The 21,690-nt window shown below is 59.7% G+C and carries 24 protein-coding genes; 6 read left to right on the top strand and 18 right to left on the bottom strand.

Annotated features, from left to right (window positions below):
* Window positions 1–50: 50 nt before the first annotated feature.
* The 7 genes from thiO to K9857_RS16685 are packed head-to-tail and all read right to left on the bottom strand — an operon-like array spanning window position 51 to window position 6,840.
* A complete protein-coding gene (gene thiO, locus K9857_RS16655; protein WP_224537554.1) occupies window positions 51–1,151 on the bottom strand; it encodes a glycine oxidase ThiO in 1,101 nt (366 codons plus the stop codon).
* A 58-nt stretch (window positions 1,152–1,209) separates the two neighbouring features.
* Complete coding sequence (locus K9857_RS16660; protein WP_224537556.1) at window positions 1,210–1,611, bottom strand: type IV pilin protein; 402 nt, start codon at window positions 1,609–1,611, stop codon at window positions 1,210–1,212.
* Between the two features lie 14 nt (window positions 1,612–1,625).
* Entirely contained in the window at window positions 1,626–4,733 is a 3,108-nt protein-coding gene (locus K9857_RS16665) for a pilus assembly protein (protein ID WP_224537557.1), read from the bottom strand.
* Window positions 4,720–5,199 carry a PilX N-terminal domain-containing pilus assembly protein gene (locus K9857_RS16670; protein ID WP_224537559.1) on the bottom strand — a complete coding sequence of 160 codons (480 nt, stop codon included), beginning with the start codon at window positions 5,197–5,199 and terminating at the stop codon, window positions 4,720–4,722. Before K9857_RS16670 ends, K9857_RS16665 begins: the two co-directional genes overlap by 14 nt.
* Before the next feature lie 14 nt (window positions 5,200–5,213).
* The gene (locus tag K9857_RS16675) at window positions 5,214–5,924 is read right to left on the bottom strand and encodes a PilW family protein (protein WP_224537560.1); all 711 of its coding nucleotides are present in this window, start codon (window positions 5,922–5,924) and stop codon (window positions 5,214–5,216) included.
* Complete coding sequence (pilV, locus tag K9857_RS16680; RefSeq protein WP_224537562.1) at window positions 5,921–6,370, bottom strand: type IV pilus modification protein PilV; 450 nt, start codon at window positions 6,368–6,370, stop codon at window positions 5,921–5,923. The genes K9857_RS16675 and pilV overlap by 4 nt, the downstream gene beginning before the upstream one ends.
* Window positions 6,367–6,840: a GspH/FimT family pseudopilin gene (locus K9857_RS16685; RefSeq protein ID WP_224537564.1), complete on the bottom strand. Its 474-nt coding sequence runs from the start codon at window positions 6,838–6,840 to the stop codon at window positions 6,367–6,369. The genes pilV and K9857_RS16685 overlap by 4 nt, the downstream gene beginning before the upstream one ends.
* Before the next feature lie 130 nt (window positions 6,841–6,970).
* Between K9857_RS16685 and K9857_RS16690 the strand changes: the two genes are divergently transcribed.
* Window positions 6,971–7,516 (top strand): GspH/FimT family protein, encoded by a 546-nt coding sequence (locus tag K9857_RS16690; RefSeq protein ID WP_224537566.1) that lies wholly within the window; start codon window positions 6,971–6,973, stop codon window positions 7,514–7,516.
* Here the strand turns inward: K9857_RS16690 and ispH are convergent.
* The 5 genes from ispH to ribF form a co-directional block, all read right to left on the bottom strand.
* Window positions 7,485–8,432 carry a 4-hydroxy-3-methylbut-2-enyl diphosphate reductase gene (ispH, locus tag K9857_RS16695; protein ID WP_224537568.1) on the bottom strand — a complete coding sequence of 316 codons (948 nt, stop codon included), beginning with the start codon at window positions 8,430–8,432 and terminating at the stop codon, window positions 7,485–7,487. The genes K9857_RS16690 and ispH overlap by 32 nt on opposite strands.
* Window positions 8,433–8,592: 160 nt before the next feature.
* On the bottom strand, window positions 8,593–9,030 hold the full coding sequence (gene fkpB / locus K9857_RS16700) for an FKBP-type peptidyl-prolyl cis-trans isomerase (protein ID WP_224537606.1): 438 nt from the start codon (window positions 9,028–9,030) through the stop codon (window positions 8,593–8,595).
* A 7-nt stretch (window positions 9,031–9,037) separates the two neighbouring features.
* Window positions 9,038–9,550, bottom strand: coding sequence for a signal peptidase II (lspA, locus tag K9857_RS16705; protein ID WP_224537569.1), 513 nt, complete (start codon window positions 9,548–9,550; stop codon window positions 9,038–9,040).
* Window positions 9,543–12,374 carry an isoleucine--tRNA ligase gene (gene ileS, locus K9857_RS16710; protein WP_224537571.1) on the bottom strand — a complete coding sequence of 944 codons (2,832 nt, stop codon included), beginning with the start codon at window positions 12,372–12,374 and terminating at the stop codon, window positions 9,543–9,545. Before ileS ends, lspA begins: the two co-directional genes overlap by 8 nt.
* Before the next feature lie 13 nt (window positions 12,375–12,387).
* Window positions 12,388–13,326, bottom strand: a complete 939-nt coding sequence (gene ribF, locus K9857_RS16715) for a bifunctional riboflavin kinase/FAD synthetase (RefSeq protein WP_224537574.1) — start codon at window positions 13,324–13,326, stop codon at window positions 12,388–12,390.
* Between ribF and K9857_RS16720 the strand changes: the two genes are divergently transcribed.
* Entirely contained in the window at window positions 13,234–13,509 is a 276-nt protein-coding gene (locus K9857_RS16720; RefSeq protein WP_224537609.1) for a hypothetical protein, read from the top strand. The genes ribF and K9857_RS16720 overlap by 93 nt on opposite strands.
* Here the strand turns inward: K9857_RS16720 and murJ are convergent.
* Complete coding sequence (gene murJ, locus K9857_RS16725; protein WP_224537575.1) at window positions 13,456–14,994, bottom strand: murein biosynthesis integral membrane protein MurJ; 1,539 nt, start codon at window positions 14,992–14,994, stop codon at window positions 13,456–13,458. The two genes, K9857_RS16720 and murJ, sit on opposite strands and share 54 nt — an antisense overlap.
* A gap of 252 nt (window positions 14,995–15,246) precedes the next feature.
* Between murJ and rpsT the strand changes: the two genes are divergently transcribed.
* Entirely contained in the window at window positions 15,247–15,525 is a 279-nt protein-coding gene (gene rpsT / locus K9857_RS16730; RefSeq protein WP_007970922.1) for a 30S ribosomal protein S20, read from the top strand.
* Between the two features lie 185 nt (window positions 15,526–15,710).
* Here the strand turns inward: rpsT and K9857_RS16735 are convergent, their stop codons facing one another.
* The 5 genes from K9857_RS16735 to rplU form a co-directional block, all read right to left on the bottom strand.
* Window positions 15,711–16,175, bottom strand: a complete 465-nt coding sequence (locus K9857_RS16735) for a CreA family protein (RefSeq protein ID WP_224537577.1) — start codon at window positions 16,173–16,175, stop codon at window positions 15,711–15,713.
* Between the two features lie 12 nt (window positions 16,176–16,187).
* On the bottom strand, window positions 16,188–17,306 hold the full coding sequence (gene proB, locus K9857_RS16740; protein ID WP_224537607.1) for a glutamate 5-kinase: 1,119 nt from the start codon (window positions 17,304–17,306) through the stop codon (window positions 16,188–16,190).
* A gap of 155 nt (window positions 17,307–17,461) precedes the next feature.
* On the bottom strand, window positions 17,462–18,685 hold the full coding sequence (gene cgtA, locus K9857_RS16745) for an Obg family GTPase CgtA (RefSeq protein ID WP_224537579.1): 1,224 nt from the start codon (window positions 18,683–18,685) through the stop codon (window positions 17,462–17,464).
* A 195-nt stretch (window positions 18,686–18,880) separates the two neighbouring features.
* Complete coding sequence (gene rpmA, locus K9857_RS16750; protein ID WP_003281574.1) at window positions 18,881–19,138, bottom strand: 50S ribosomal protein L27; 258 nt, start codon at window positions 19,136–19,138, stop codon at window positions 18,881–18,883.
* Window positions 19,139–19,173: 35 nt separating this feature from the next.
* A complete protein-coding gene (gene rplU, locus K9857_RS16755; protein WP_007950961.1) occupies window positions 19,174–19,488 on the bottom strand; it encodes a 50S ribosomal protein L21 in 315 nt (104 codons plus the stop codon).
* A 239-nt stretch (window positions 19,489–19,727) separates the two neighbouring features.
* On the opposite strand from rplU, the gene K9857_RS16760 reads away from it, so the two are divergent.
* The 3 genes from K9857_RS16760 (at window position 19,728) to K9857_RS16770 (ending at window position 21,672) form a co-directional block, all read left to right on the top strand.
* On the top strand, window positions 19,728–20,696 hold the full coding sequence (locus tag K9857_RS16760) for a polyprenyl synthetase family protein (protein WP_224537581.1): 969 nt from the start codon (window positions 19,728–19,730) through the stop codon (window positions 20,694–20,696).
* A gap of 174 nt (window positions 20,697–20,870) precedes the next feature.
* Window positions 20,871–21,212, top strand: a complete 342-nt coding sequence (locus K9857_RS16765) for a zinc ribbon domain-containing protein YjdM (protein ID WP_008028840.1) — start codon at window positions 20,871–20,873, stop codon at window positions 21,210–21,212.
* Between the two features lie 202 nt (window positions 21,213–21,414).
* The gene (locus tag K9857_RS16770) at window positions 21,415–21,672 is read left to right on the top strand and encodes a hypothetical protein (RefSeq protein ID WP_224537583.1); all 258 of its coding nucleotides are present in this window, start codon (window positions 21,415–21,417) and stop codon (window positions 21,670–21,672) included.
* Window positions 21,673–21,690: the final 18 nt, after the last annotated feature.

The raw sequence follows: 21,690 nt of genomic DNA on the forward strand, positions 1-21,690 counted from the left end.
TGATAACCCCGTAGGAGCGAGGCTTGCCCGCGAATGCATCCAACTGGAAACTAGATCCGACCACTCGGCGCATACGGCGCCGGATCAATGATCGGCTCCCTGCCCAGCATCACATCGGCAAACAACTGACACGACGCCGGCGCCAGCACCAGACCGTTGCGGAAATGCCCGCAGTTGAGCCACAGGCCCTCGAATCCCGGCACACGGCCGATGTAGGGAATGCCCTCCGGCGAGCCCGGCCGCAGACCGGCCCAATGCCCCACCACTTCGGCATCCGCCAACGCCGGAATCAACTCCACCGCCGAAGCCTTGAGGCTTTCCAGTGCCGAGTCGGTCGGCGTCTTGTCGTAGCCTTCGTGCTCCAGCGTGCTGCCAATGAGAATGTGCCCGTCGCGACGGGGAATCGCATAACGCCCCTTGGCGAGTACCATGCTCGGCAGAAAATCCGCCGCGCACTTGTAGAGAATCATCTGGCCTTTCACAGGTTCGACGGGCAGATCAAGGCCAAGGCTCTTGAGCAAGTCGCCACTCCAGGCGCCAGCGGTGAGGACCACCTGATCACCACGGATCACGCCAGTAGACGTCTGCACGCCCACCACCTTTTCGCCTTCGCGAACAAAGCCGCTGACTTCGCACTGTTCCTGAATCGTCACGTTCGGCAGTGCCTGCAACGCCGCCTTGAGGGATTTCACCAGTCGCGGATTACGCACATTGGCCACATCGGCCATGTAGATCGCCCGGGAAAAACCACTGCCCAATACCGGCACGGCGTCATGAGCCGCCGAGATATCCACAGCCCGCAGCGGACGATTCTCCCGCGCGGCCCAGGCCAGGGCTTCGGCTTCGTCATCCAGATCCAGCCAATACAGGCCGGTGGTGTGCACTTCGGGGTCGACGCCGGTGGCCGCAAACAGGCGCTCGCCCAGCTGTGGATAAAAATCCTGGGACCAATGGGCCAATGCAGTGACCGCCGGGTTGTAGCGCCATGGATAGAGCGGCGAGACGATACCGCCCCCTGCCCAGGACGACTCCTGGCCGACACTGGAACGGTCCAGCAGCACCACGCTCTGCACCTCGGACGCCAGATTGAATGCCGTCAACAGGCCGATGACCCCACCGCCGACAATCACTACTTGCTGTTGCCTGATCATGTATTGAACCAACCGATAAATAGACAGGGGGGCGCAAAAGGTGCCCGAAAAAGAAAACTCAACGACCCCAGCAATCCTTGGTGGTCAGGCCGGCGGTGGCATTGACCATGCCCCGGGCCCCGGTATTGGCGATGGTGAAATCACCGCACTTGTCCGTTGCCATGCTCGTGCCCGACTTGCGTACCGCCGTCAGCAGGAATGTCTGATCGGTAAGGGTCTGGTTGATGGTGTAGTAATCGTTGCCGCCGCTCAGGCCGGTGGCGCCGGTGTAGACGTTTCTCTGTGAATAGAAACGCTCGAGGATCTGCGCCTGTTCCGAGAGCAGGCCGGCCACTTCGGCGCGTCGGCCCTTTTTCAGGTATTCGGTGAAACTCGGGGCAGCGATGGTCATGACGATACCGATGATGGCAATCACGATCATGATTTCGATCAGGGTAAAACCGCGGTTGGATCTGTGCATGCCTCAACTCTCGCTTACTGAATTTGTCGCCACATGATGCGACGGCTGCCGCCGCCGGATTTTTCCACCAGCGTGGTGATGCCGCCACTGGAATCGTTCACGATCTTGCGGGTCGCGCCATTGACGATGGCATTGAGGGTCGGGATGCCCCCGCTGAAGACCACCCCGCTGGAGATCGTGTCGGTACTGTCGACCACGCCGTCGTTGTTGGTGTCGAGCACCGCGTAGTTGAGCATCTTACCGCTGAACGCATCGAGTTCGATCAGTTTGCCGGTACCGAAGCTCGCGCAAGGGTCCGTGGTGTCAACGCTGGCCGTGGTGAAAATGATTCGCCCGAGCACCAGGCTGGCCTGATTGATCACCCGCTCGCCGGTCAGCGCGTTGTTATACACCAATGGCAGGAACCAACCCTTTTTCCCGGGATAGGTCACCTCGTTCTGGCTGGTGGTGACGAACTGCCCGCTACTTCCCGAAAACACGCCGGTGATCGATTGCGCCTGCAAGCTTGCAGTCGTGATCTGCCCGGAACCACCCTCGGCATCCCAGACGGCGTAGAACGCCTGCAAATCCTTGTTGGTCTTGTCCGTGGTCTCGTTGAATTTGCCGGTGCCGAAGAAAATCTCTTTGCCCCCAAGCGAATTATCCGCCAGCAAAGGTTGAGCGGTGATTGGCTGAGTGGCGCCGCCAACGGTAGTGAACAACGGCTTACCGGAAAACGCCACGCCCCAGCTATCGGGGTTGGTGCTGCTCAGATCGAATTTCCACAGCCGTCCACTCAGGTCACCGCCATAGGCCGCCTGCACCACATTCTGCGAGTTCACGCGCAGCTTGACCGAAGACAGGCCGTTATCGGCGTTGGTGCCATCGGCAACGATCTTCCGGATCAGCGACCCGTCGCGAACATCCACGACATACAACGCCACCACACCGGTGTTGCTGCCATAGCCGTTGGAAATGAACGCGGCCCATCGACCATCGGACAAGCGCGCCACTTCGGGACGTGCATAGGCATAACCCAGATCATTGAAGACGTTCGCGGGATTGGCGGTGGCCGGCGCACTGATTTCCCACAATGCCCTGATCGCATTACCGGCCGAGGCGTCGAACAGTTGCAGCGCATAAAAGGTCCGCCCACCTGCTCCGGTACCGCCCAGCGCGAGGGTCTTCCAGGCACTGTTGAGCTGGGCATCGAACACGCCCACCTGTCCGTCCACCAGAAACTTGTGACTGACGCCGTTGATGTAGGTCGTATCAGCGATATAGCGCAGCGATGGCAGCACACTGGACGGCATGTAGGCGTAACGCCGTGCGCCATTGCCGGAGTTGATCACACTGACGAATCCGTCATTGGCGTTGACCACCAGGCTGGTGTTCATGTTGGCCGCCTTGGTCGCCAGGTAGGTGCTGTAGGAGGTGTCGCCCGACAGGTCGGAAGCGGTTTTCTCGGTGGGGGATGCCAGCACCAGCGGCGAGTTGACGATGTCCCCCAGCAGTACGCTGCGCACCTTCAGGCCCGTTTTGTTGGTGCCCTTACCCCACTCCACCAGATCGTTGCCGGTGATGCCCGTGGGCAAGCCTTGGTTGAGAGCCGTCTGCTGGGGTGTGGAAAAGTTGCCGAAGGCCAGGGTGACTGGCGCGTTGGTCTGAGTGTTCCAGGATTGGTAAGTCGGTGCCGTGGCGCTCGGAATGATGGCGGTGTCGGTGGTCCACTGCACCGCGTTTGTATTGACGGTACCGTTGGCGTTGAAGCCGAACGCCTTGATCGTGCCGCGCCAGTCCTTGGGGTCGTAGCTGGTCTGGAAGTAACTGGTTCCACTGGCGAGAATCGTGCCGCTGGTCACGCCGCTGCCACCGGAACCGGCCTTGGAGGTGATCTCACTCAACGCCTGGGACAATGCCGTGCTCAACCCCGCACTGTCCGTCGCCTGGTAGTACTTGCCCTGACCGTAAGCGGCGGCATCCGACAGCATCTGGTTGGCCGCGGTAAAACCTACGGTGTAGGTGTTCATGTTCTGCTTGGGAAAGTCCGCCGCGTTCCAGCTCTTGTTCGCCAGGTCCACCCCGGCGGAACGCATGTCGATGTCGAAAGCGAACTTGGCGATGTCATCCAGGTAAAGCGTGTCCCCTTCGGTGTCGCCATTGGGGTTATCGCCGTCGTTGGCGCTGTTGCCGTCCCAGTTCGGCAGGCGGGTGCCTCCAAGCGGATCGTTGGTGGGAAACGTGCGGTCGTAGGTCGGCAAGCCGTCGGTGATCACCACCCCATAGTTTTTCTGGCAACGGTATTGGATCGGGCTGGTATAGGTGCTGGGCGTGGAGTTGTAATACGGCGCCAGGCCGCGCATGTAGCGGGTTATTTCGTAATAGGTTTCTGCCAGCGGGGTATTGGCGATCGCACTCAATCCGTTGATCGAGTTGATCAATGCCGTGTAGTTGGCATTCGCCTGCGCCTGGGTGACCGTGCCGCTGACGGGGGACAGGTCGCTGATGGGGCGGGCGATGAAACCGCCAGGCCCGGGGTTGCCGCTGACAGGCGGATTGAAGGTCGACAGACCGATTCGCAGGGAACGGTTGCTGGTGACCAGCGAGGTCGAAACATCCTGCGCCACGCTGATCCGGTAATCGTTGGGAATGGCGCCGGTGGTGTAGTCACGACTCACACCGTTGGCCTGCGATACCAGATAAGACAGATAGTTCGCCGTATAGCGGGTGTTCTGATTGCCCACCGGGTCGGGCAATTTCAGACAGATCGAGCCCAAGCCCAGCAGACCACGATAGAAACCGAACCAGTTGCCATTGGTCGAACAGCCGCCGCGATTAAGGCTCGACAGGGTGATGTTGGTGTCGCTCATGTCCAGGTTCTGGCCACTCAGGCATGAAAAATCGGAGCTGCAGTTCGCAATCTGTGGGCGGCTGACGGTCGGGTCGAATCCCGCCGCCCAGATGATGTTGTTCATGCTCCCGGAATCGTCGATCAACAGCATTACGTTGGGAGGCACCGCCGCCGCGCTCAGCAACGGAGAATCCGAAGGCGTGAAGGCGTACACCGGCGCGGACAGATACAGGCCCGCCGCGACGCCACACAGCAACCGCCAGATGCGCGAGCGACTGTCAGTACTTGGCATAGATGCTCTCCACCACGCTGCGCGAACTGCCCGCGATGCCGACTGCGGTCACGCGGTACAACGTTGCCGAAGTGTTGCTCGGCACGTTCACCGCCGTGATGGAAGTGCCGATGTTCTGCACGCCATAAAAGCCGTTGCCCGAGGCGATCCAGGTCACTCCCGAAGTGGAGTTGAGCCCGGCGGCCTTGATCGTCGACGACTCGGCCGGCGGAGCGCATTGCGTCGTGCCGCTGCACACTGCCAGCGCATAGCTGTCGAGCTGCACCGCGCTTTCTCCCACCCGCAACGCTGCTTCCGCAGTCTGGAATGACTGGTTGCGCAGGCTCACGCTGCCGGCCATTTTTTCCTGCAATGTGGCGTTCTGCATCGAGGAAATCCCGATCAGCGTCAGCAGCAACAGAAACACCAGACTGACCAGCAGCGCCATGCCTCGCTGGGAAGAAGGTGTCATCGAAGGTTTACGCATCGTCGGCACTCCCCTCATGGCAAGCGATTGCGCAAGGCGGCAACGACGTTGAAGGTCTGTTTGCTCACGCGGTTGGCGGGATCGACGAGTGTCAGGCTCAGTCGCACGCTGCGAATGCGAGCCGGATCGGCCGGATTGGTGCTGTAGCTGGAGGCCGCCGTATCGGTGGCGGAACTGGCCAGGCCAAAGCTCACACTGAAGTCACTGACGTTATCCACCAGGATGGACTGGGTGGGTGTGCCGGCGCCAACGCCCATGGTCAGAGCGCCGTTTTTCAGGCTGTAGATGATTCGCCGGATGGGAAAGGCCAACTGGCCTGTCCCGGGGTTTTGCGCGCCGGCGTACGCCGTCGCGGTGTTTCGACAATCGGAAACCACGGTCCAGGTCGGCGTGCCGCCACTGTTGCCAACGTCCGCGGTCACCAGGGTCAACTTCAGGTTGGCGTTGTCCCAGCTGATCGGCGTGACCTGGCTGGCATTGAACATCGTCGCCGAATTGGCTTCAGTGATCGTCCCCAGGCAGCCGAACATCCCGACCATGCGGATTTCCTGGATCATTTTGCTCAGGACGAAACGCGCATCTTCCTGGATGGCGGCAGCACTGTTCTGACTGACGAAGGTGTTTTTCGCGGCGATGAACACCTGCACCACGCCCAGCACTACGATCAGGCTCAAGGTCAGGGCGATCAAAAGTTCGATAAGGCCGAAGCCTTTCTGGCGGCTCATGGCGTGGCCACCGGGTCGACGGTTGCGCGACTGGTCAGTACGAAGCTGCGACGGGAGTTGGCGGTGTTGGCCGCCCGGGAGTCATCCCAGGTAATGGTGATGGTGTATACGCGCTGGTTGAGGGCGATGCTGCCGGTGGCGGTCGCACCACCGAAACCGACGATATTGTTGGTGAAATCATAGAGGTCCTGGTCCCGGGCCACGCTCAGGTTGCCCGAGGTCGGTGGTGTCACGGTGTAATCGGCGGCGGAGTTGGCGCGAATGCGGTCCATCATGTCGTAGGCGATGAAGCTGGCCTGACTGGTCATGCGCGCACTGTCGGTGTACTTCAGCGCATTGAGTTGAAACGCCGCCGCCCCCAACAGTCCGACACTCAGAATCAACAACGCCACCAGGACTTCAATCAATGTCATGCCTTCCTGTGCACGCTTGCTCCATGAACTCATCCGCAACTTCCACCCAATAGAATTCGTCCGTTCAGACACACATACAGCGTCCTGCTTTGTGCTCCCAGCACGTAGTTGATCACCAACGCTGTCGACGATGATGCCAACCCGCCAAAGCTGTTGAAGTCGATCGCGCTGACTCCTGAGGGTAGCGTCAGACTCGCACCGCTGCTCATCGCAGGCACAACACGCAACACATTGGCGGGCGTTGCGGTGCTGTCGTACACCGACAATTCTCCGGTCCAGACACTGCCCCCCGCGGTGGGGCGCACCCGGATGGCCACTCCCCTGTCGATCGCTTCGAGGCGGGCGAAGTTCAGGCTCCGTTGTAAATCACCGACCTCGGTATCGGCCTGGGTGATTTGCGTGGAACGGGTGAACGCCGGCACCGCCAGAGTGATCAGGACCAGGAAGATCGCGATGGCCACCAGCAATTCGATCAGCGTGAAACCTTTTGAACGATGATCCATCGGTGCCCTCCTTTGCCGTCCGCTATACCTGCAGTTACACGCTAGAACATTCGAGCGCCGAAGCGAGATTGTTTCGCCATTACTCGTGCACGGATTGCACGGGCCATCACACTCCAGGGAGGGAGATGTCATGCATCAACGAGGTTTCAGCCTGGTTGAGTTACTCATGGGACTGACAATTGCCGGGATTGTTCTGCATTTGGTCAGTCCGGCGTTTGCGGCTGTTGTCGAAGTGAATCATCGCGAGGAAGCAGCAAGGTCACTGGCCAACGGAATGCGAAGCGCAAGAAGTGAGGCGATATCGCGCAACCAGACTGTCGTCATTCACGGAATAGACGGCGACTGGGGTCAGGGCTGGCGAATCATTTTGGATATCAGCGGCAGAGGCCATGAAGACGCCAGCAACCCGCTGCTGATCGAACGCCGCAGCGGACGCTCATTGGCCGTGTTCGGCAATCAACATATCACCACCTCCGCACGCTTCAGCCCATTGGGCGCCCCGGAACATAATGGCCGTCAGGCTGGAACGTTATTCATCTGCGCAGCGCGCGAACAGGTGAGTATGCATCAGGTAGTACTGGCGCCCAGCGGCCGAATCAGCCTGCGCAGCAATAAGACTGCACAGGAGTTGTGTGCGAAAGGGCTCAAAGCACCGAACGAACGCGTAGCTCTTTAGGCATGGAGAACGTGATGTTTTCCTCACGACCGGCCAATTCGTCGGCACCGGTAGCACCCCAGGCCTGCAATTGCTGAATCACACCACGGACCAGCACTTCCGGTGCAGAAGCGCCAGCAGTGATACCGATGCGCTCGACGCCATCGAACCAGCTTTGCTGCAGGTCTTCGGCACCGTCGATCAGGTACGCCGGCGTGGCCATGCGCTCGGCGAGTTCACGCAGACGGTTGGAGTTGGAGCTGTTGGGGCTGCCGACTACCAGTACCACGTCGCATTCGTCAGCCAGTTGCTTGACCGCGTCCTGACGGTTTTGCGTGGCGTAGCAGATGTCGTCCTTGCGCGGACCGCCAATGGCCGGGAAACGCGTACGCAGGGCATCGATGACGCGGCTGGTATCGTCCATGGACAGGGTGGTCTGGGTGACGAACGCCAGTTTTTCCGGGTTGCGCACTTGCAGCTTGGCGACATCTTCCTCGTCTTCGACCAGATAGATCGACCCGCCATTGGCAGGATCGTACTGGCCCATGGTGCCTTCGACTTCCGGGTGACCGGCGTGGCCGATGAGGATGCATTCACGCCCGTCGCGGCTGTAACGCGCGACTTCGATGTGCACCTTGGTCACCAGCGGACAGGTGGCGTCGAACACTTTCAGGCCACGGCCGGCGGCTTCGCTACGAACAGCCTGGGACACGCCGTGGGCACTGAAGATCACGATGACGTCATCCGGCACCTGATCCAGTTCCTCGACAAAGATCGCGCCACGGTTGCGCAGGTCTTCGACGACGAACTTGTTGTGAACCACTTCATGGCGCACGTAGATCGGCGGCCCGAAGACTTCCAGGGCGCGGTTGACGATTTCGATCGCCCGGTCCACACCGGCGCAAAAGCCACGGGGGTTGGCGAGTTTGATTTGCATGCTGTGCCTCGTGTCTTGCGCGCAATAAATAACGGAAACTGTGAAAAACATTGTGGGAGCGGGCTTGCTCGCGATGGCGGAGTATCAGTCGACTTCAATATTGAATGTCAGACACTCATCGCGAGCAGGCTCGCTCCCACATTTGACTGTGAACAGTCGGTTACAGCGCCTTGACGGAGATGATTTCCACGTCAAAGGTCAGTGTCTTGCCTGCCAGTGGGTGGTTGAAGTCGATGGTCACTTGCGTGTCGTCGAACTCTTTCACCACGCCCGGCAATTCAGTATTGGCCGCATCGTTGAAGATCACCAGCAAACCCGGCGAGAGGTCCATGTTCTGGAACTGCGAGCGCGGGATGATCTGTACGTTCTGCGGATTCGGCTGGCCGAAGGCATTTTCAGGTTCGACGGTCAGGGTACGCTTGTCCCCTGCCTTGAAACCGAACAGCGCCGCTTCAAAGCCTGGCAACAGGTTGCCGTCACCGACCTTGAAGGTCGCCGGGGCCTTGTCGAAGGTGCTGTCCACCGTGTCGCCGTTCTCCAGGCGCAATGCGAAATGCAAGGTGACTTCCGTGTTCTGGCCGATACGTTGTTCAGCCAATACCTGTTCAGTCATGAACGGTTTCTCCGGTTTTCTTACTTTTGAACATATCCAGTGCCAGCATCACGGCGCCTACAGTGATTGCACTGTCGGCAAAGTTGAACGCCGGGAAGTACCAGCGGTTCTGCCAGTGCACCAGGATGAAATCGATCACATGGCCCAGGGCAATGCGGTCATACAGGTTGCCCAGCGCGCCGCCGAGCACCAATGCCAGGGCGACGGCGAGCCAGGTTTCGTTGCGGCCCAGGCGCTTGAGCCAGACCACCAGCACCCCACTGACCACCACGGCGATCAGGGCGAAAAGCCACCGCTGCCAGCCGGAGCTGTCTGCCAGGAAGCTGAACGCGGCGCCGGTGTTGTAGGCCAGGGTCCAGCTGAAGTAATCGGGAATGATCACGATCTGCTGGTACATCTGGAGTCTGTCTTCGAAGTAGAACTTGCTGGCCTGGTCGATGACCAGAACCAGCAAACTCAACCAGAGCCAGCTCAGCCGTCCAAAACGGACAATGGCATTAGGCATAGTGGCGAACCTCGCCGGCGCCGCTGATGTTATCAACGCAACGACCGCAGATTTCCGGATGCTCCGGGTTCACGCCGACGTCTTCACGGCAATGCCAGCAACGGGCGCACTTGGCGTGAGCCGACTTGACGATCTTCAGCTTCAGGCCGCTGACTTCGGTCACCACGGCGTCAGCTGGAGCCTGCACCAATGGCGCAACGCTGGCGGTGGAGGTGATCAGCACGAAGCGCAGTTCGTTGCTCAGCTTGGCCAGGTCGGCAGTCAGGGCGTCTTCGGCGAACAGCGTCACTTCGGCTTGCAGGTTGCCACCGACGGCCTTGGCCGCACGCTGGATCTCCATTTCCTTGTTGACCGCTACTTTGACCGCCATGATGCGGTCCCAGTACGCACGATCCAGCTCGAAGCCTTCCGGCAATTCGCTCAGGCCTTCGTACCAGGTGTTGAGCATCACCGATTCGTTGCGCTCGCCCGGCAGGTACTGCCACAGCTCGTCGGCGGTGAACGCCAGGATCGGAGCGATCCAGCGCACCAGCGCTTCGGAGATGTGGAACAGCGCGGTCTGGCACGAACGACGGGCCTTGCTGTCGGCGCAGGTGGTGTACTGGCGGTCCTTGATGATGTCGAGGTAGAAACCGCCCAGCTCCTGCACGCAGAAGTTGTGGATCTTGGAGTAGACGTTCCAGAAGCGGTATTCGCCGTAGTGCTCTTGCAGCTCGCGTTGCAACAGCAGCGTGCGGTCCACGGCCCAACGGTCCAGTGCCAGCATTTCGTCGGCCGGCAGCAGGTCTGTGGCCGGGTTGAAGCCGGTCAGGTTCGAGAGCAGGAAACGCGCGGTGTTACGGATACGACGATAGGCGTCGGCGCTGCGCTGCAGGATCTGCTCGGAAACCGCCATCTCGCCGGAGTAGTCGGTCGAAGCCACCCACAGACGCATGATGTCGGCGCCCAGGGTGTCGTTGACCTTTTGCGGCGCGATCACGTTGCCCAGGGATTTGGACATCTTGCGGCCGGACTCGTCGACGGTGAAACCGTGGGTCAGCAGCTCGCGGTATGGCGCGTGATTGTCGATCGCGCAACCTGTCAGCAGGGACGAGTGGAACCAGCCGCGGTGCTGGTCGGAACCTTCCAGGTACAGGTCGGCGCGAGGACCGGTTTCGTGGCCCATCGGGTGCGAACCGCGCAGGACGTGCCAGTGCGTGGTGCCCGAATCGAACCAGACGTCCAGGGTGTCGCTGATCTTGTCGTACTGCGGCGCTTCATCGCCCAGCAGCTCGGCGGCGTCCAGCTTGAACCAGGCTTCGATGCCTTCGACTTCGACACGCTTGGCCACGATTTCCATCAGCTCGACAGTACGCGGGTGCAGCTCGCCGCTTTCCTTGTTCAGGAAGAACGGGATCGGCACGCCCCAGTTGCGCTGACGGGAGATGCACCAGTCCGGACGGTTGGCGATCATCGAGTGCAGACGCGCCTGGCCCCAGGCCGGGACAAACTTGGTGTCTTCGATGGCTTTGAGCGAACGCTGGCGCAGGGTGTCGCCGGTGGTTGGCTGCTTGTCCATGCCGATGAACCACTGCGCGGTAGCGCGATAGATCAGCGGGGTTTTGTGGCGCCAGCAGTGCATGTAGCTGTGTTCGATGACGGTGGTGTGCATCAATGCACCGACTTCGGTCAGCTTGTCGACGATGGCCGGGTTGGCCTTCCAGATGAACTGGCCACCGAAGAATTCCATCGAAGGCACGTACACGCCGTTGCTTTGCACCGGGTTGAGGATGTCGTCGTTGACCATGCCGTATTTCTTGCAGGTCACGAAGTCGTCCACGCCGTAGGCCGGGGCGGAGTGAACCACGCCGGTGCCGGCGCCCAGTTCAACGTAGTCGGCCAGGTACACCGGCGACAGGCGGTCGTAGAACGGGTGACGGAAGTTGATCAGTTCCAGAGCGGAACCTGGAGCGGTGGCCAGCACCGAGCCTTCGACGCCGTAACGGGACAGGCAGGATTCCACCAGCTCCTCGGCCAGGACCAGCAGCTTGTCGCCGATATCGACCAGGGCGTAGGTGAATTCAGGGTGAACGTTCAGCGCCTGGTTGGCAGGGATGGTCCACGGGGTGGTGGTCCAGATCACGATCGAGGCAGGCTTGGCCAGCGACGGCAGACCGAAAGCGGCAGCCAGCTTGGCTTCGTCGGCAATCGGGAAGGCTACGTCGATGGTCGAGGACTTCTTGTTCTCGTACTCGACTTCCGCTTCAGCCAGGGCCGAACCACAGTCGAAGCACCAGTTCACGGGCTTGAGGCCCTTGAACACGAAACCGCCCTTGACGATTTCGGCCAAGGCGCGGATTTCACCGGCCTCGTTCTTGAAGTCCATGGTCTTGTACGGGTTGGCGAAGTCGCCCAACACGCCCAGACGGATGAATTCGGATTTCTGACCTTCGATCTGCTCGGTGGCGTAGGCACGGCACAGCTCGCGGGTCTTGTCCGCGCCAAGGTTCTTGCCGTGGGTCACTTCGACCTTGTGCTCGATCGGCAGACCGTGGCAGTCCCAGCCCGGAATGTAAGGCGCGTCGAAGCCCGACAGGGTCTTCGAGCGAATGATCATGTCCTTGAGGATCTTGTTCAGTGCGTGACCGATGTGAATCGTGCCGTTGGCGTAGGGAGGACCGTCGTGCAGGACGAACTTCGGACGATCCTTGCCAATCTCGCGCAACTTTCCGTACAGGCCAATGCTGTCCCAGCGCTGCAGAATCTGCGGTTCGCGCTGAGGCAGGCCGGCCTTCATTGGGAAGGCGGTGTCCGGAAGGTTTAGCGTGGCTTTATAGTCGGTCATTTAAGGCTCTTCATTAGCGATGGGCGCTAGGTGCGGCTAGTGCACGGGCGGCGGCGACATCCGCGTTGATCGCCGTTTTCAACGCCTCCAGAGAGGCAAAACGCTGCTCTTCACGCAGCTTGTGGTGGAAAACCACCGTCAGACGCCGGTCATATAGATCGCCGGCAAAATCCAGAAGATGTACTTCAAGGTGGGCCTTGCCATCACCTTGGACCGTGGGCCGCACGCCGATATTGGCGACGCCGGGCCAGGTCTTGCCGTCGATGTCCACATTGACCAGGTAAACCCCGGTGAACGGCACGCGACGACGCTTGAGTTGAACGTTGGCAGTGGGCGTGCCCAACTGCCGAGCGAGCTTCTGACCGTGCAGCACACGACCGGCAATCCGGTACGGGCGGCCGAGCAGGCGTTCGGCGAGGGCAAAATCGGCGGCGGCCAGCGCATTACGCACCTGGGTGCTGCTGACCCGGATGCCTTCCAGTTCGACGGTCTGCGCAGCCTCGACGGTGAAGCCCTGCATGACGCCGGCCTGCTGGAGGAAATCGAAATCCCCCGCCCGGTCGCAACCGAAACGGAAATCGTCGCCGACCTCAAGGTGCTGCACACCGAGGCCATCGACCAGAATGGTATCGACGAATTCGCTGGCGCTGAGCTTGCTCAGGCGCTGGTTGAAGGCCAGGCACAGGACCCGGTCGACGCCTTCGGCGGCCAGCAGTTGCAGCTTGTCCCGCAGACGGGTCAGACGCGCGGGCGCGGTGTCGGGGGCGAAAAACTCCCGGGGCTGCGGCTCGAAAATCACCACGCAGCTGGGCACGCCCAACTCGAGCGCACGCTCACGCAGCCGCGCCAGGATAGCCTGGTGGCCACGGTGTACACCGTCAAAGTTGCCAATAGTGGCGACGCAGCCCCGATGCTGGGGGCGCAGATTTTGGAGGCCTCGAACCAGCTGCATAACGCGCTTCTTGCTCATAAAGTGGTCGATTATAACCACACCGGGCGGCCGACGACAGGCAGCACCGCAACCCAAAGTAAACGAGCCGACAAAAATGCCGGCTCGTTGCTGTTTATCGAGGAATGTTCCTCAGCTCAACGCCTTGCGATTGAAGTCGCGCAGGCGGAAGCCCATCAACACTAACATGCCGAAATACGCCACCACACCTGCGACCACCAGGGCGCCCAGGCGCAGGAAGCGTTCGAGCATCTGTCCTTCGCCCCAGGCGGGCATGAAATGCATCCCCGCCAGCAGCACAGCGGACATCACCGCCACCGCAACCACCAGCTTGAAGGCGAATTTGGCCCAGCCCGGTTGCGGCTGATACATCTGCTGCTTGCGCATCTGATAGAAGAGCAATCCGGCATTCAGGCAGGCCCCGGCACTGATAGCGAGCGCAAGTCCGGCATGGGCCAGCGGACCGATCAGCACCAGGTTGAAGAGCTGAGTGACTACCAGAGTGAAAATCGCGATTTTCACTGGAGTCCGGATGTTCTGTTGCGCATAAAAGCCAGGCGCCAGCACTTTGATCACAATAATCGCAAGCAAACCGACCGAATAAGCGATCAGGGCCCGCTGGGTCATGGCGGCATCAAATGCGTTGAATTGACCGTACTGGAACAGCGAAACCGTCAGTGGCTCGGCGAGAATCCCCAATGCCAGGGCGCAAGGCAGCACCAGCAGGAAACACAGGCGCAGGCCCCAATCGAGGATCCGCGAATACTCCTGGCGATCCTTGTTGGCGTAGGTCTTGGCCAGGGTCGGCAGCAGAATCGTCCCTAGTGCCACGCCCAACACGCCGGACGGCAGCTCCATCAGGCGATCGGCGTAATACATCCAGGACACGGAGCCTGCGACCAGAAACGAGGCAAAAATGGTGTTGATGATCAGGGAAATCTGGCTGACCGAGACCCCGAGGATCGCCGGAAGCATCTGTTTCATCACCCGCCATACGCCGGTGTCGCGCAGATTGATCCGCGGCAGCACCAGCATGCCGATCTTCTTCAGGTGCGGCAGTTGATAAAGCAACTGCGCCAGACCACCCGCCAGAACGGCCCAACCCAGCGCCATCACGGGCGGATCGAAATACGGCGTCAGGAACAGCGCGAAGATGATCATGCTGACGTTCAGCAGTGTCGGCACGAACGCCGGGACTGAAAAGCGGTTCCAGGTGTTGAGGATCGCACCGGCCAGCGAAGACAGGGAAATCAACAAAATATAGGGAAAGGTCACCCGAAGCAGGCTGGAGGTCAGCTCGAATTTTTCCGGGGTGTCGGTGAAGCCCGGGGCCGTGATCCAGATGACCCACGGCGCAGCCACCATGCCCAACGCCGTGACCAGCGCCAGTACCAGCGTCAACAGGCCCGAGACGTAGGCAATAAAGGTTCGGGTCGCCTCCTCTCCTTTCTGGCTTTTATATTCGGCAAGAATCGGCACGAACGCTTGGGAAAAAGCTCCTTCGGCGAAGATGCGTCGCAAAAGATTGGGCAGCTTGAAGGCAATAAAGAAGGCGTCGGTCGCCATTCCCGCGCCGAAAGTGCGCGCAATGAGGGTGTCACGAACAAAACCCAGAATCCGGGAAAGCATCGTGATAGAGCTGACGGCGGCCAACGATTTGAGCAGATTCATTGAAAGAGTTTGTGCCTGTCGATAAACAGCAGGCGAACTGTGCGCCTACTTGTGCGATACTCCGCGCCGCAACAGCACAGAGCCAAAGCTCGCGAGTTTACAGGTCACACGCCGGAAAGAAATATCCCGTCGCACCACGCCTACCACTTAGCGGAACGTTTCAAGCGCCCTTGACAAGACTTCAACTCATCGGCATGATTCGCGGCCTATTTTGTTTGCTATTTCCTAAAAAGTCTTTCGAGGAGCTCGACGGTGGCCAACTCACCTTCCGCCAAAAAACGTGCAAAACAGGCTGAGAAGCGTCGCAGCCACAACGCCAGCCTGCGTTCCATGGTTCGTACCTACATCAAGAATGTAGTTAAAGCCATCGACGCAAAAGACGCTGCTAAAGCTCAAGCTGCATACGTTCTGGCTGTGCCTGTTATCGACCGTATGGCCGATAAAGGCATCATCCACAAGAACAAGGCTGCTCGCCATAAGAGCCGTTTGAATGGCCACGTTAAGGCCCTGAACGTTGCCGCTGCTGCCTAAGCGACTCGTTCACTAAAAAACCGACCCAAGGGTCGGTTTTTTATTGCCTGCGATTTAGCGATCACACCGGAAAAAACTGTGGGAGCGGGCTTGCTCGCGAAAGCGGTGTGTCAGCCGACGATGATATCGACTGACAGGACCCCTTCGCGAGCAAGCCCGCTCCCACATTTTGATTTGCGCTGGACTTATTGAGGGCTCGCCCACGGCAGGATCGGAATCGCAGTCACCGCATTCTGCGGGCTACCCTCGATCAAACGATCGCTGTACACCAGATAAACCAGGGTATTGCGCTTCTTGTCGAGGAAACGCACCACCTGCATGGTCTTGAACACCAGGGAAGTGCGCTCCTTGAACACCTCTTCCCCATCCTTCAGTTCACCCTTGAAGTTGATCGGCCCGACCTGACGACAGGCGATGGAAGCCTCTGCACGATCTTCAGCCAGCCCCAAACCACCCTTCACCCCGCCCGTCTTGGCGCGGGACAGGTAGCAGGTCACGCCCTCCACTTTCGGATCATCGAATGCCTCGACGACGATCCGATCATTGGGACCGACGAACTTGAACACGGTCGAGACCTGGCCGATTTCCTCGGCCGATGCCAGCAACGGCATCGCCAGCAGCAAGCCCAACAATCCTTTTGCAAAACGCATTCAGGTATTCCCTCAGACCAGGATCAGGTTGTCACGGTGAACCAGTTCCGGCTCAGCCATGTAACCCAGCAAACCGACAATCGCATCAGACGACTGACCGATGATTTTTTGCGCTTCCAGCGCGCTGTAGTTTGCAAGGCCACGAGCAATCTCCCGACCATCCGGCGCCACGCACACCACCATCTCACCGCGACGGAAGCTGCCCTGAACCAGTTTCACGCCCACCGGCAGCAAACTCTTGTTGCCCTGAGACAGCGCCGTCACCGCACCCGCATCCAGCACCAACGTGCCGCGGGTCTGCAGGTGCCCGGCCAACCACTGCTTGCGTGCCGCGAGCATGCCGCGCTCAGGCGACAGCAAGGTACCGATGCGCTCACCCGCCTTGAGGCGATCCAGCACGCGCTCGAGACGCCCACCGACAATGATCGTATGCGCACCGGAACGCGCCGCCAGACGCGCCGCACGCAATTTGGTCTGCATGCCGCCACGACCCAGCGCACCACCAGTGCCGCCCGCTACTGCGTCGAGCGTCGGATCATCGGCACGCGCTTCGTAAATCAGCTGGGCATCGGGATTGTTGCGCGGATCGGCGTCGAACATGCCGTCGCGGTCCGTCAGGATCACCAGCAAGTCCGCCTCGACCAGGTTGGCCACCAGCGCCGCCAGGGTATCGTTGTCACCGAAACGGATTTCGTCGGTAACCACGGTGTCGTTCTCGTTGATCACCGGGATGACCTTCAGCTCGACCAGCGCGCGCAAGGTGCTGCGTGCGTTCAGGTAGCGTTTGCGGTCGGACAGGTCATCATGAGTCAGCAGAATCTGCGCGGTGTGCCGGCCATGCTCGGCAAAGCTCGATTCCCAGGCTTGCACCAACCCCATCTGGCCGATTGCAGCTGCGGCCTGGAGTTCGTGCATCGCACTGGGTCGCGAGGTCCAGCCCAGACGGCTCATGCCGGCCGCCACCGCCCCGGAGGACACCAGCACCAGCTCGACGCCCGCCTCATGCAAGGCCACCATCTGCTCAACCCAGACACCCATTGCCGCGCGGTCCAGGCCCTTGCCGTCCGCCGTCAGCAAAGCGCTGCCGATTTTCACGACCCAACGCTGCGCACCCGTCACCTTGCTCCGCATCATCTTCAACCTTAGCTCGAGGGCAGCGCGACCTGGCGATGCCCGTAACGTTATTCGTGACTACCAGTTTCCAGAACCATCGATTTCCAGAGCTATCGATTTCCAGATACTAAAACGCCGCTCAATTGAGCGGCGCTTAAGTTTATCGCAACGGATCAGTCACGCACGTAAATGATTTCCGGACCGTCTTCATCATCCACATCTTCTTCGTCCCAATCATCGTCACCGATGTCGTGGACCGACTTCACGCCGCTGCGACGCAGGGCACGCTGGTCGTCCAGCGCCTGCAACTGGGCACGGGCTTCGTCTTCGATGCGCTGATCGAGATCAGCCAACTCTTCCTTGTAAGCCGGATCATTGGCCAGACGGTCGGCACGATCTTCCAGGTAACGCATGATGTCGTGGCACAGGCGCTCGGTGTTCTGCTTGGCGATGGCCGAGATCACGTAAACCGGACCAGTCCACTCCAGGCGATCAACGATTTCCTTGACGCGGGCATCGTGCTCTTCTTCGAGGATCTGGTCGCTCTTGTTCAGGATCAACCAGCGATCACGCTCAGCCAGAGACGGGCTGAACTTGGTCAGCTCGTTTACGATCACTTCAGCTGCGTCAGCGGCATCGGTTTCATCCAGCGGCGCCATATCCACGAGGTGCAGCAGCAGACGGGTACGCGACAAGTGCTTGAGGAAGCGAATGCCCAGGCCCGCGCCATCGGAAGCACCTTCGATCAGACCCGGAATGTCCGCAATCACGAAGCTTTTCCAGCGGTCAACGCTGACCACACCCAGGTTTGGCACCAGCGTGGTGAACGGATAGTCGGCGACCTTGGGCTTGGCGGCCGACACCGAACGGATAAAGGTACTCTTGCCAGCGTTCGGCAAGCCCAACAGACCCACGTCCGCCAGCACCTTCATTTCCAGCTTGAGGTCGCGCTGCTCGCCCGGCTTGCCCGGCGTAGTCTGGCGCGGCGCACGGTTGGTACTGGATTTGAAACGGGTGTTACCCAGACCGTGCCAGCCACCGTGGGCCACCAGCAGCTTCTGACCAGCCTTGGTCAGGTCGCCGATCACTTCCTGGGTAGCGGAGTCGATTACCGTGGTGCCGACCGGTACGCGCAGCACCAGGTCTTCACCCTTTTTACCGGTGCAGTCGGTACTGCCGCCGTTGGAACCGCGCTCGGCATCAAAGTGACGGGTGTAACGGTAGTCCACCAGGGTGTTCAGGTTTTCGTCGGCGATCATGAAGACCGAGCCACCATCACCACCATCACCACCGTTCGGACCACCGTTTTCGATGAATTTTTCGCGACGGAAACTCATGCAACCGTTACCGCCGTCGCCTGCCTTTACTCGAATCGATACTTCATCAACAAACTTCATAACAAAACGCCTCTCGCCATACGGACGAGCCGAAAAAAACTAGACATAAGACTCTTGCAAAAATGAGCGCAGCGACCTCAATCCACGACCGCAAACCCAGCGCGCCGGCAGCCCATACAAACAGTTTTGCAAGAGACTCACCCCACAAACGAAAAAGCCCCGTCGCGAGACAGGGCTTTTCCAGCGATCGCGCAATTAAGCCGCGACTACGCTCACGTAACGACGACCGAAGGCGCCTTTTACTTCGAACTTGATCACGCCTTCGACTTTAGCGAAGAGGGTGTGATCTTTACCCATGCCAACGCCGTAGCCAGCGTGGAATTGGGTGCCGCGCTGACGCACGATGATGTTGCCTGCTTTGATAGCCTGGCCGCCATACATCTTCACGCCAAGGCGTTTGGCTTCTGAGTCGCGACCGTTACGGGTACTACCACCAGCTTTTTTGTGTGCCATGAGTTCAATTCTCCTAGTGAGGAATTAGGCTGTAATTAAGCCTGAATACCGGTGATTTTGATCTCGGTGTACCACTGGCGGTGGCCCATACGCTTCATGTGGTGCTTACGGCGACGGAACTTGATGATGCGGACTTTATCGTGACGACCTTGGGAGATCACTTCAGCCACAACGGTAGCGCCAGCAACAACTGGAGCACCGATATTCACGTCGTCACCGTTGGCAACCAACAGAACGCGATCAAAGGTAACGGATTCGCCGGTAGCGACTTCCAGTTTTTCGATCTTCAGGTATTCACCTGGGGCGACTTTGTACTGCTTGCCGCCAGTAACGATTACTGCATAAGACATGGTATTTCTCCGATAATCCTGCTCACCCAGCTCTTTATAAGAAGAGGTATTGGCTGGCATGGCTGCATGGGGCTGGAGGCCCGCTTGCAATTGCGTAAGGCAGGTGCTGCCCAGGAAGTTCAGGGTGCGCGATTGTACGCAAGGCACGAGCGCCTTGCAATAGGCCGTCCATCGCGCCTTGACAGGCCCGGACGTGGGTCCTAGCATGCCGCGCAACCCTTCTGGAGCGACTGTCGCTGATGCAACCCCAAGCTTTCTACCGCGCGGTCGCGGACGATTTTAGCGCCGTCGACGGCATCATCAAGAAGCAGCTGACTTCCCGAGTCCCGCTGGTATCGAAAATCGGCGATTACATCACCTCGGCCGGCGGCAAACGCCTTCGTCCATTGCTGGTATTGCTGTCCGGCAAGGCCCTGGGCCGCGAAGGCGACGATCTGCGTCTGCTGGCCGCGACCATCGAATTCCTGCACACCGCCACCCTGCTGCATGACGACGTGGTCGACATGTCCGGCATGCGCCGTGGCCGTTCGACCGCCAACGCCATGTGGGGCAACGCGCCAAGCGTGCTGGTGGGCGACTTCCTGTACTCGCGCTCCTTCGAAATGATGGTCGAACTGGGCTCCATGCCGGTGATGAAGATCCTTTCGCAGGCCACCCGCGTGATCGCCGAAGGCGAAGTGTTGCAGCTGTCCAAAGTCCGTGACGCCAGCACCACCGAAGAAACCTATATGGAAGTCATCCGCGGCAAAACCGCGATGCTCTTCGAAGCCTCGACCCACAGCGCCGCCGCCCTGTGCGGAGCCACGCAGGAACAGGCCGAGGCCCTGCGCACCTTTGGCGACCACCTGGGCGTGGCGTTCCAACTGGTCGACGACCTCCTGGACTACAAGGGCGACGCGGAAACCCTGGGCAAGAACGTCGGCGACGATCTGGCCGAAGGCAAACCAACCCTGCCGCTGATCTACACTATGCGCGAAGGCACGCCGGAACAGGCAGCCCTGGTGCGCAAGGCGATCCAGAAAGGTGGTATCGAAGACCTGGAAAGCATCCGCATCGCCGTGGAAGCCTCCGGCTCGCTGGAATACACCGCGCAATTGGCCCGCGACTACGTGGCCCGCGCGATCAAGTGCCTCGAAGCGCTGCCAGCCAACGAGTATCGCGACGCGTTGGTGGAGTTGAGCGAATTTGCGGTAGCCCGCACGCACTAACTCCCTGCTACCTGTAGGAGCGAGCTTGCTCGCGATGGAGGTCAACGATAACGCTGGCATTCAGAGTGCCAGCGGTGACCTTGAGACCATCGCGAGCAAGCTCGCTCCTACAGGGATTCTGAAAAACCCTATACAATGTGCGCTTTTTAGCGATCCTGAATTCAAGGAGCCTTAGTGAGCACGTTGCCACCCTGCCCGAAATGCAATTCCGAATACACCTACGAAGACGGCGCCCAGCTGATCTGCCCCGAGTGCGCCCACGAATGGTCCGCCAGCGGCGAAGCTGAAGCTGCGTCCGATGACGCGGTGAAAAAGGACTCGGTGGGCAATGTCCTGCAGGACGGCGATACCATTACCGTCATCAAGGACCTGAAGGTCAAGGGCACCTCCCTGGTGGTCAAGGTCGGCACCAAGGTCAAGAACATCCGCCTGTGCGACGGCGACCATGACATCGACTGCAAGATCGACGGCATCGGCCCGATGAAGCTCAAGTCCGAGTTCGTCAGGAAAGTCTGATTTCGCTGCACTCCATCCCGTGCCCGCCGCGGGATGGCGCTTCACCCTCCCCCATCTCGCTCGAATCCCCGCAATAGCAAAGCGCCAGCCGATTTGACCTTACGCAATCTTTACCCGGAAAAATCCGCCATTCGCCAATCGTCTCTTGCTATTTATTGAATAGGAATTATTCTCATTGAAACCCAATCAATGGAGATGAGACATGACTTATCTGATCGATGCCTGGCTGGACCGCCCGCACCCGTACCTGAGGATTCTGCATCGGGAAACCGGGGAAGTCTGTGCAGTGCTGGAGGAGGAAGCCTTGAGCGAGCTGCAGGATCAGGGTGACCTGGATCTCAATGGCTTGAGCTCGAACGAGCCGGTGGTGCTCAAGGAAGTGGTGAGGAATCTGTTTCTGTTCTGCTATGCGCGGGCGTTGCGCCCGGTGGCGGATCTCAATGGCAAGTTCCACCCATGAAACGCTGTAACTGTAGGA

Origin of the sequence: Pseudomonas sp. REP124, from assembly GCF_020164475.1 — a bacterium.
In the GTDB taxonomy this organism is placed as follows: Bacteria; Pseudomonadota; Gammaproteobacteria; order Pseudomonadales; family Pseudomonadaceae; genus Aquipseudomonas.

Bases quoted from the DNA above. Each gene is read 5' to 3' on its own strand.
- proB (WP_224537607.1), bottom strand. From the start codon at position 17,306: ATGCGGAGCAAGGTGACGGGTGCGCAGCGTTGGGTCGTGAAAATCGGC.
- ribF (WP_224537574.1), bottom strand. From the start codon at position 13,326: ATGCAGCTGGTTCGAGGCCTCCAAAATCTGCGCCCCCAGCATCGGGGC.
- K9857_RS16735 (WP_224537577.1), bottom strand. From the start codon at position 16,175: ATGCGTTTTGCAAAAGGATTGTTGGGCTTGCTGCTGGCGATGCCGTTG.
- ileS (WP_224537571.1), bottom strand. From the start codon at position 12,374: ATGACCGACTATAAAGCCACGCTAAACCTTCCGGACACCGCCTTCCCA.
- murJ (WP_224537575.1), bottom strand. From the start codon at position 14,994: ATGAATCTGCTCAAATCGTTGGCCGCCGTCAGCTCTATCACGATGCTT.
- lspA (WP_224537569.1), bottom strand. From the start codon at position 9,550: ATGCCTAATGCCATTGTCCGTTTTGGACGGCTGAGCTGGCTCTGGTTG.
- K9857_RS16670 (WP_224537559.1), bottom strand. From the start codon at position 5,199: ATGCGTAAACCTTCGATGACACCTTCTTCCCAGCGAGGCATGGCGCTG.
- K9857_RS16760 (WP_224537581.1), top strand. From the start codon at position 19,728: ATGCAACCCCAAGCTTTCTACCGCGCGGTCGCGGACGATTTTAGCGCC.
- K9857_RS16690 (WP_224537566.1), top strand. From the start codon at position 6,971: ATGCATCAACGAGGTTTCAGCCTGGTTGAGTTACTCATGGGACTGACA.
- K9857_RS16660 (WP_224537556.1), bottom strand. From the start codon at position 1,611: ATGCACAGATCCAACCGCGGTTTTACCCTGATCGAAATCATGATCGTG.
- cgtA (WP_224537579.1), bottom strand. From the start codon at position 18,685: ATGAAGTTTGTTGATGAAGTATCGATTCGAGTAAAGGCAGGCGACGGC.
- rplU (WP_007950961.1), bottom strand. From the start codon at position 19,488: ATGTCTTATGCAGTAATCGTTACTGGCGGCAAGCAGTACAAAGTCGCC.
- K9857_RS16675 (WP_224537560.1), bottom strand. From the start codon at position 5,924: ATGAGCCGCCAGAAAGGCTTCGGCCTTATCGAACTTTTGATCGCCCTG.
- ispH (WP_224537568.1), bottom strand. From the start codon at position 8,432: ATGCAAATCAAACTCGCCAACCCCCGTGGCTTTTGCGCCGGTGTGGAC.
- K9857_RS16685 (WP_224537564.1), bottom strand. From the start codon at position 6,840: ATGGATCATCGTTCAAAAGGTTTCACGCTGATCGAATTGCTGGTGGCC.
- pilV (WP_224537562.1), bottom strand. From the start codon at position 6,370: ATGAGTTCATGGAGCAAGCGTGCACAGGAAGGCATGACATTGATTGAA.
- rpmA (WP_003281574.1), bottom strand. From the start codon at position 19,138: ATGGCACACAAAAAAGCTGGTGGTAGTACCCGTAACGGTCGCGACTCA.
- thiO (WP_224537554.1), bottom strand. From the start codon at position 1,151: ATGATCAGGCAACAGCAAGTAGTGATTGTCGGCGGTGGGGTCATCGGC.
- K9857_RS16665 (WP_224537557.1), bottom strand. From the start codon at position 4,733: ATGCCAAGTACTGACAGTCGCTCGCGCATCTGGCGGTTGCTGTGTGGC.
- K9857_RS16770 (WP_224537583.1), top strand. From the start codon at position 21,415: ATGACTTATCTGATCGATGCCTGGCTGGACCGCCCGCACCCGTACCTG.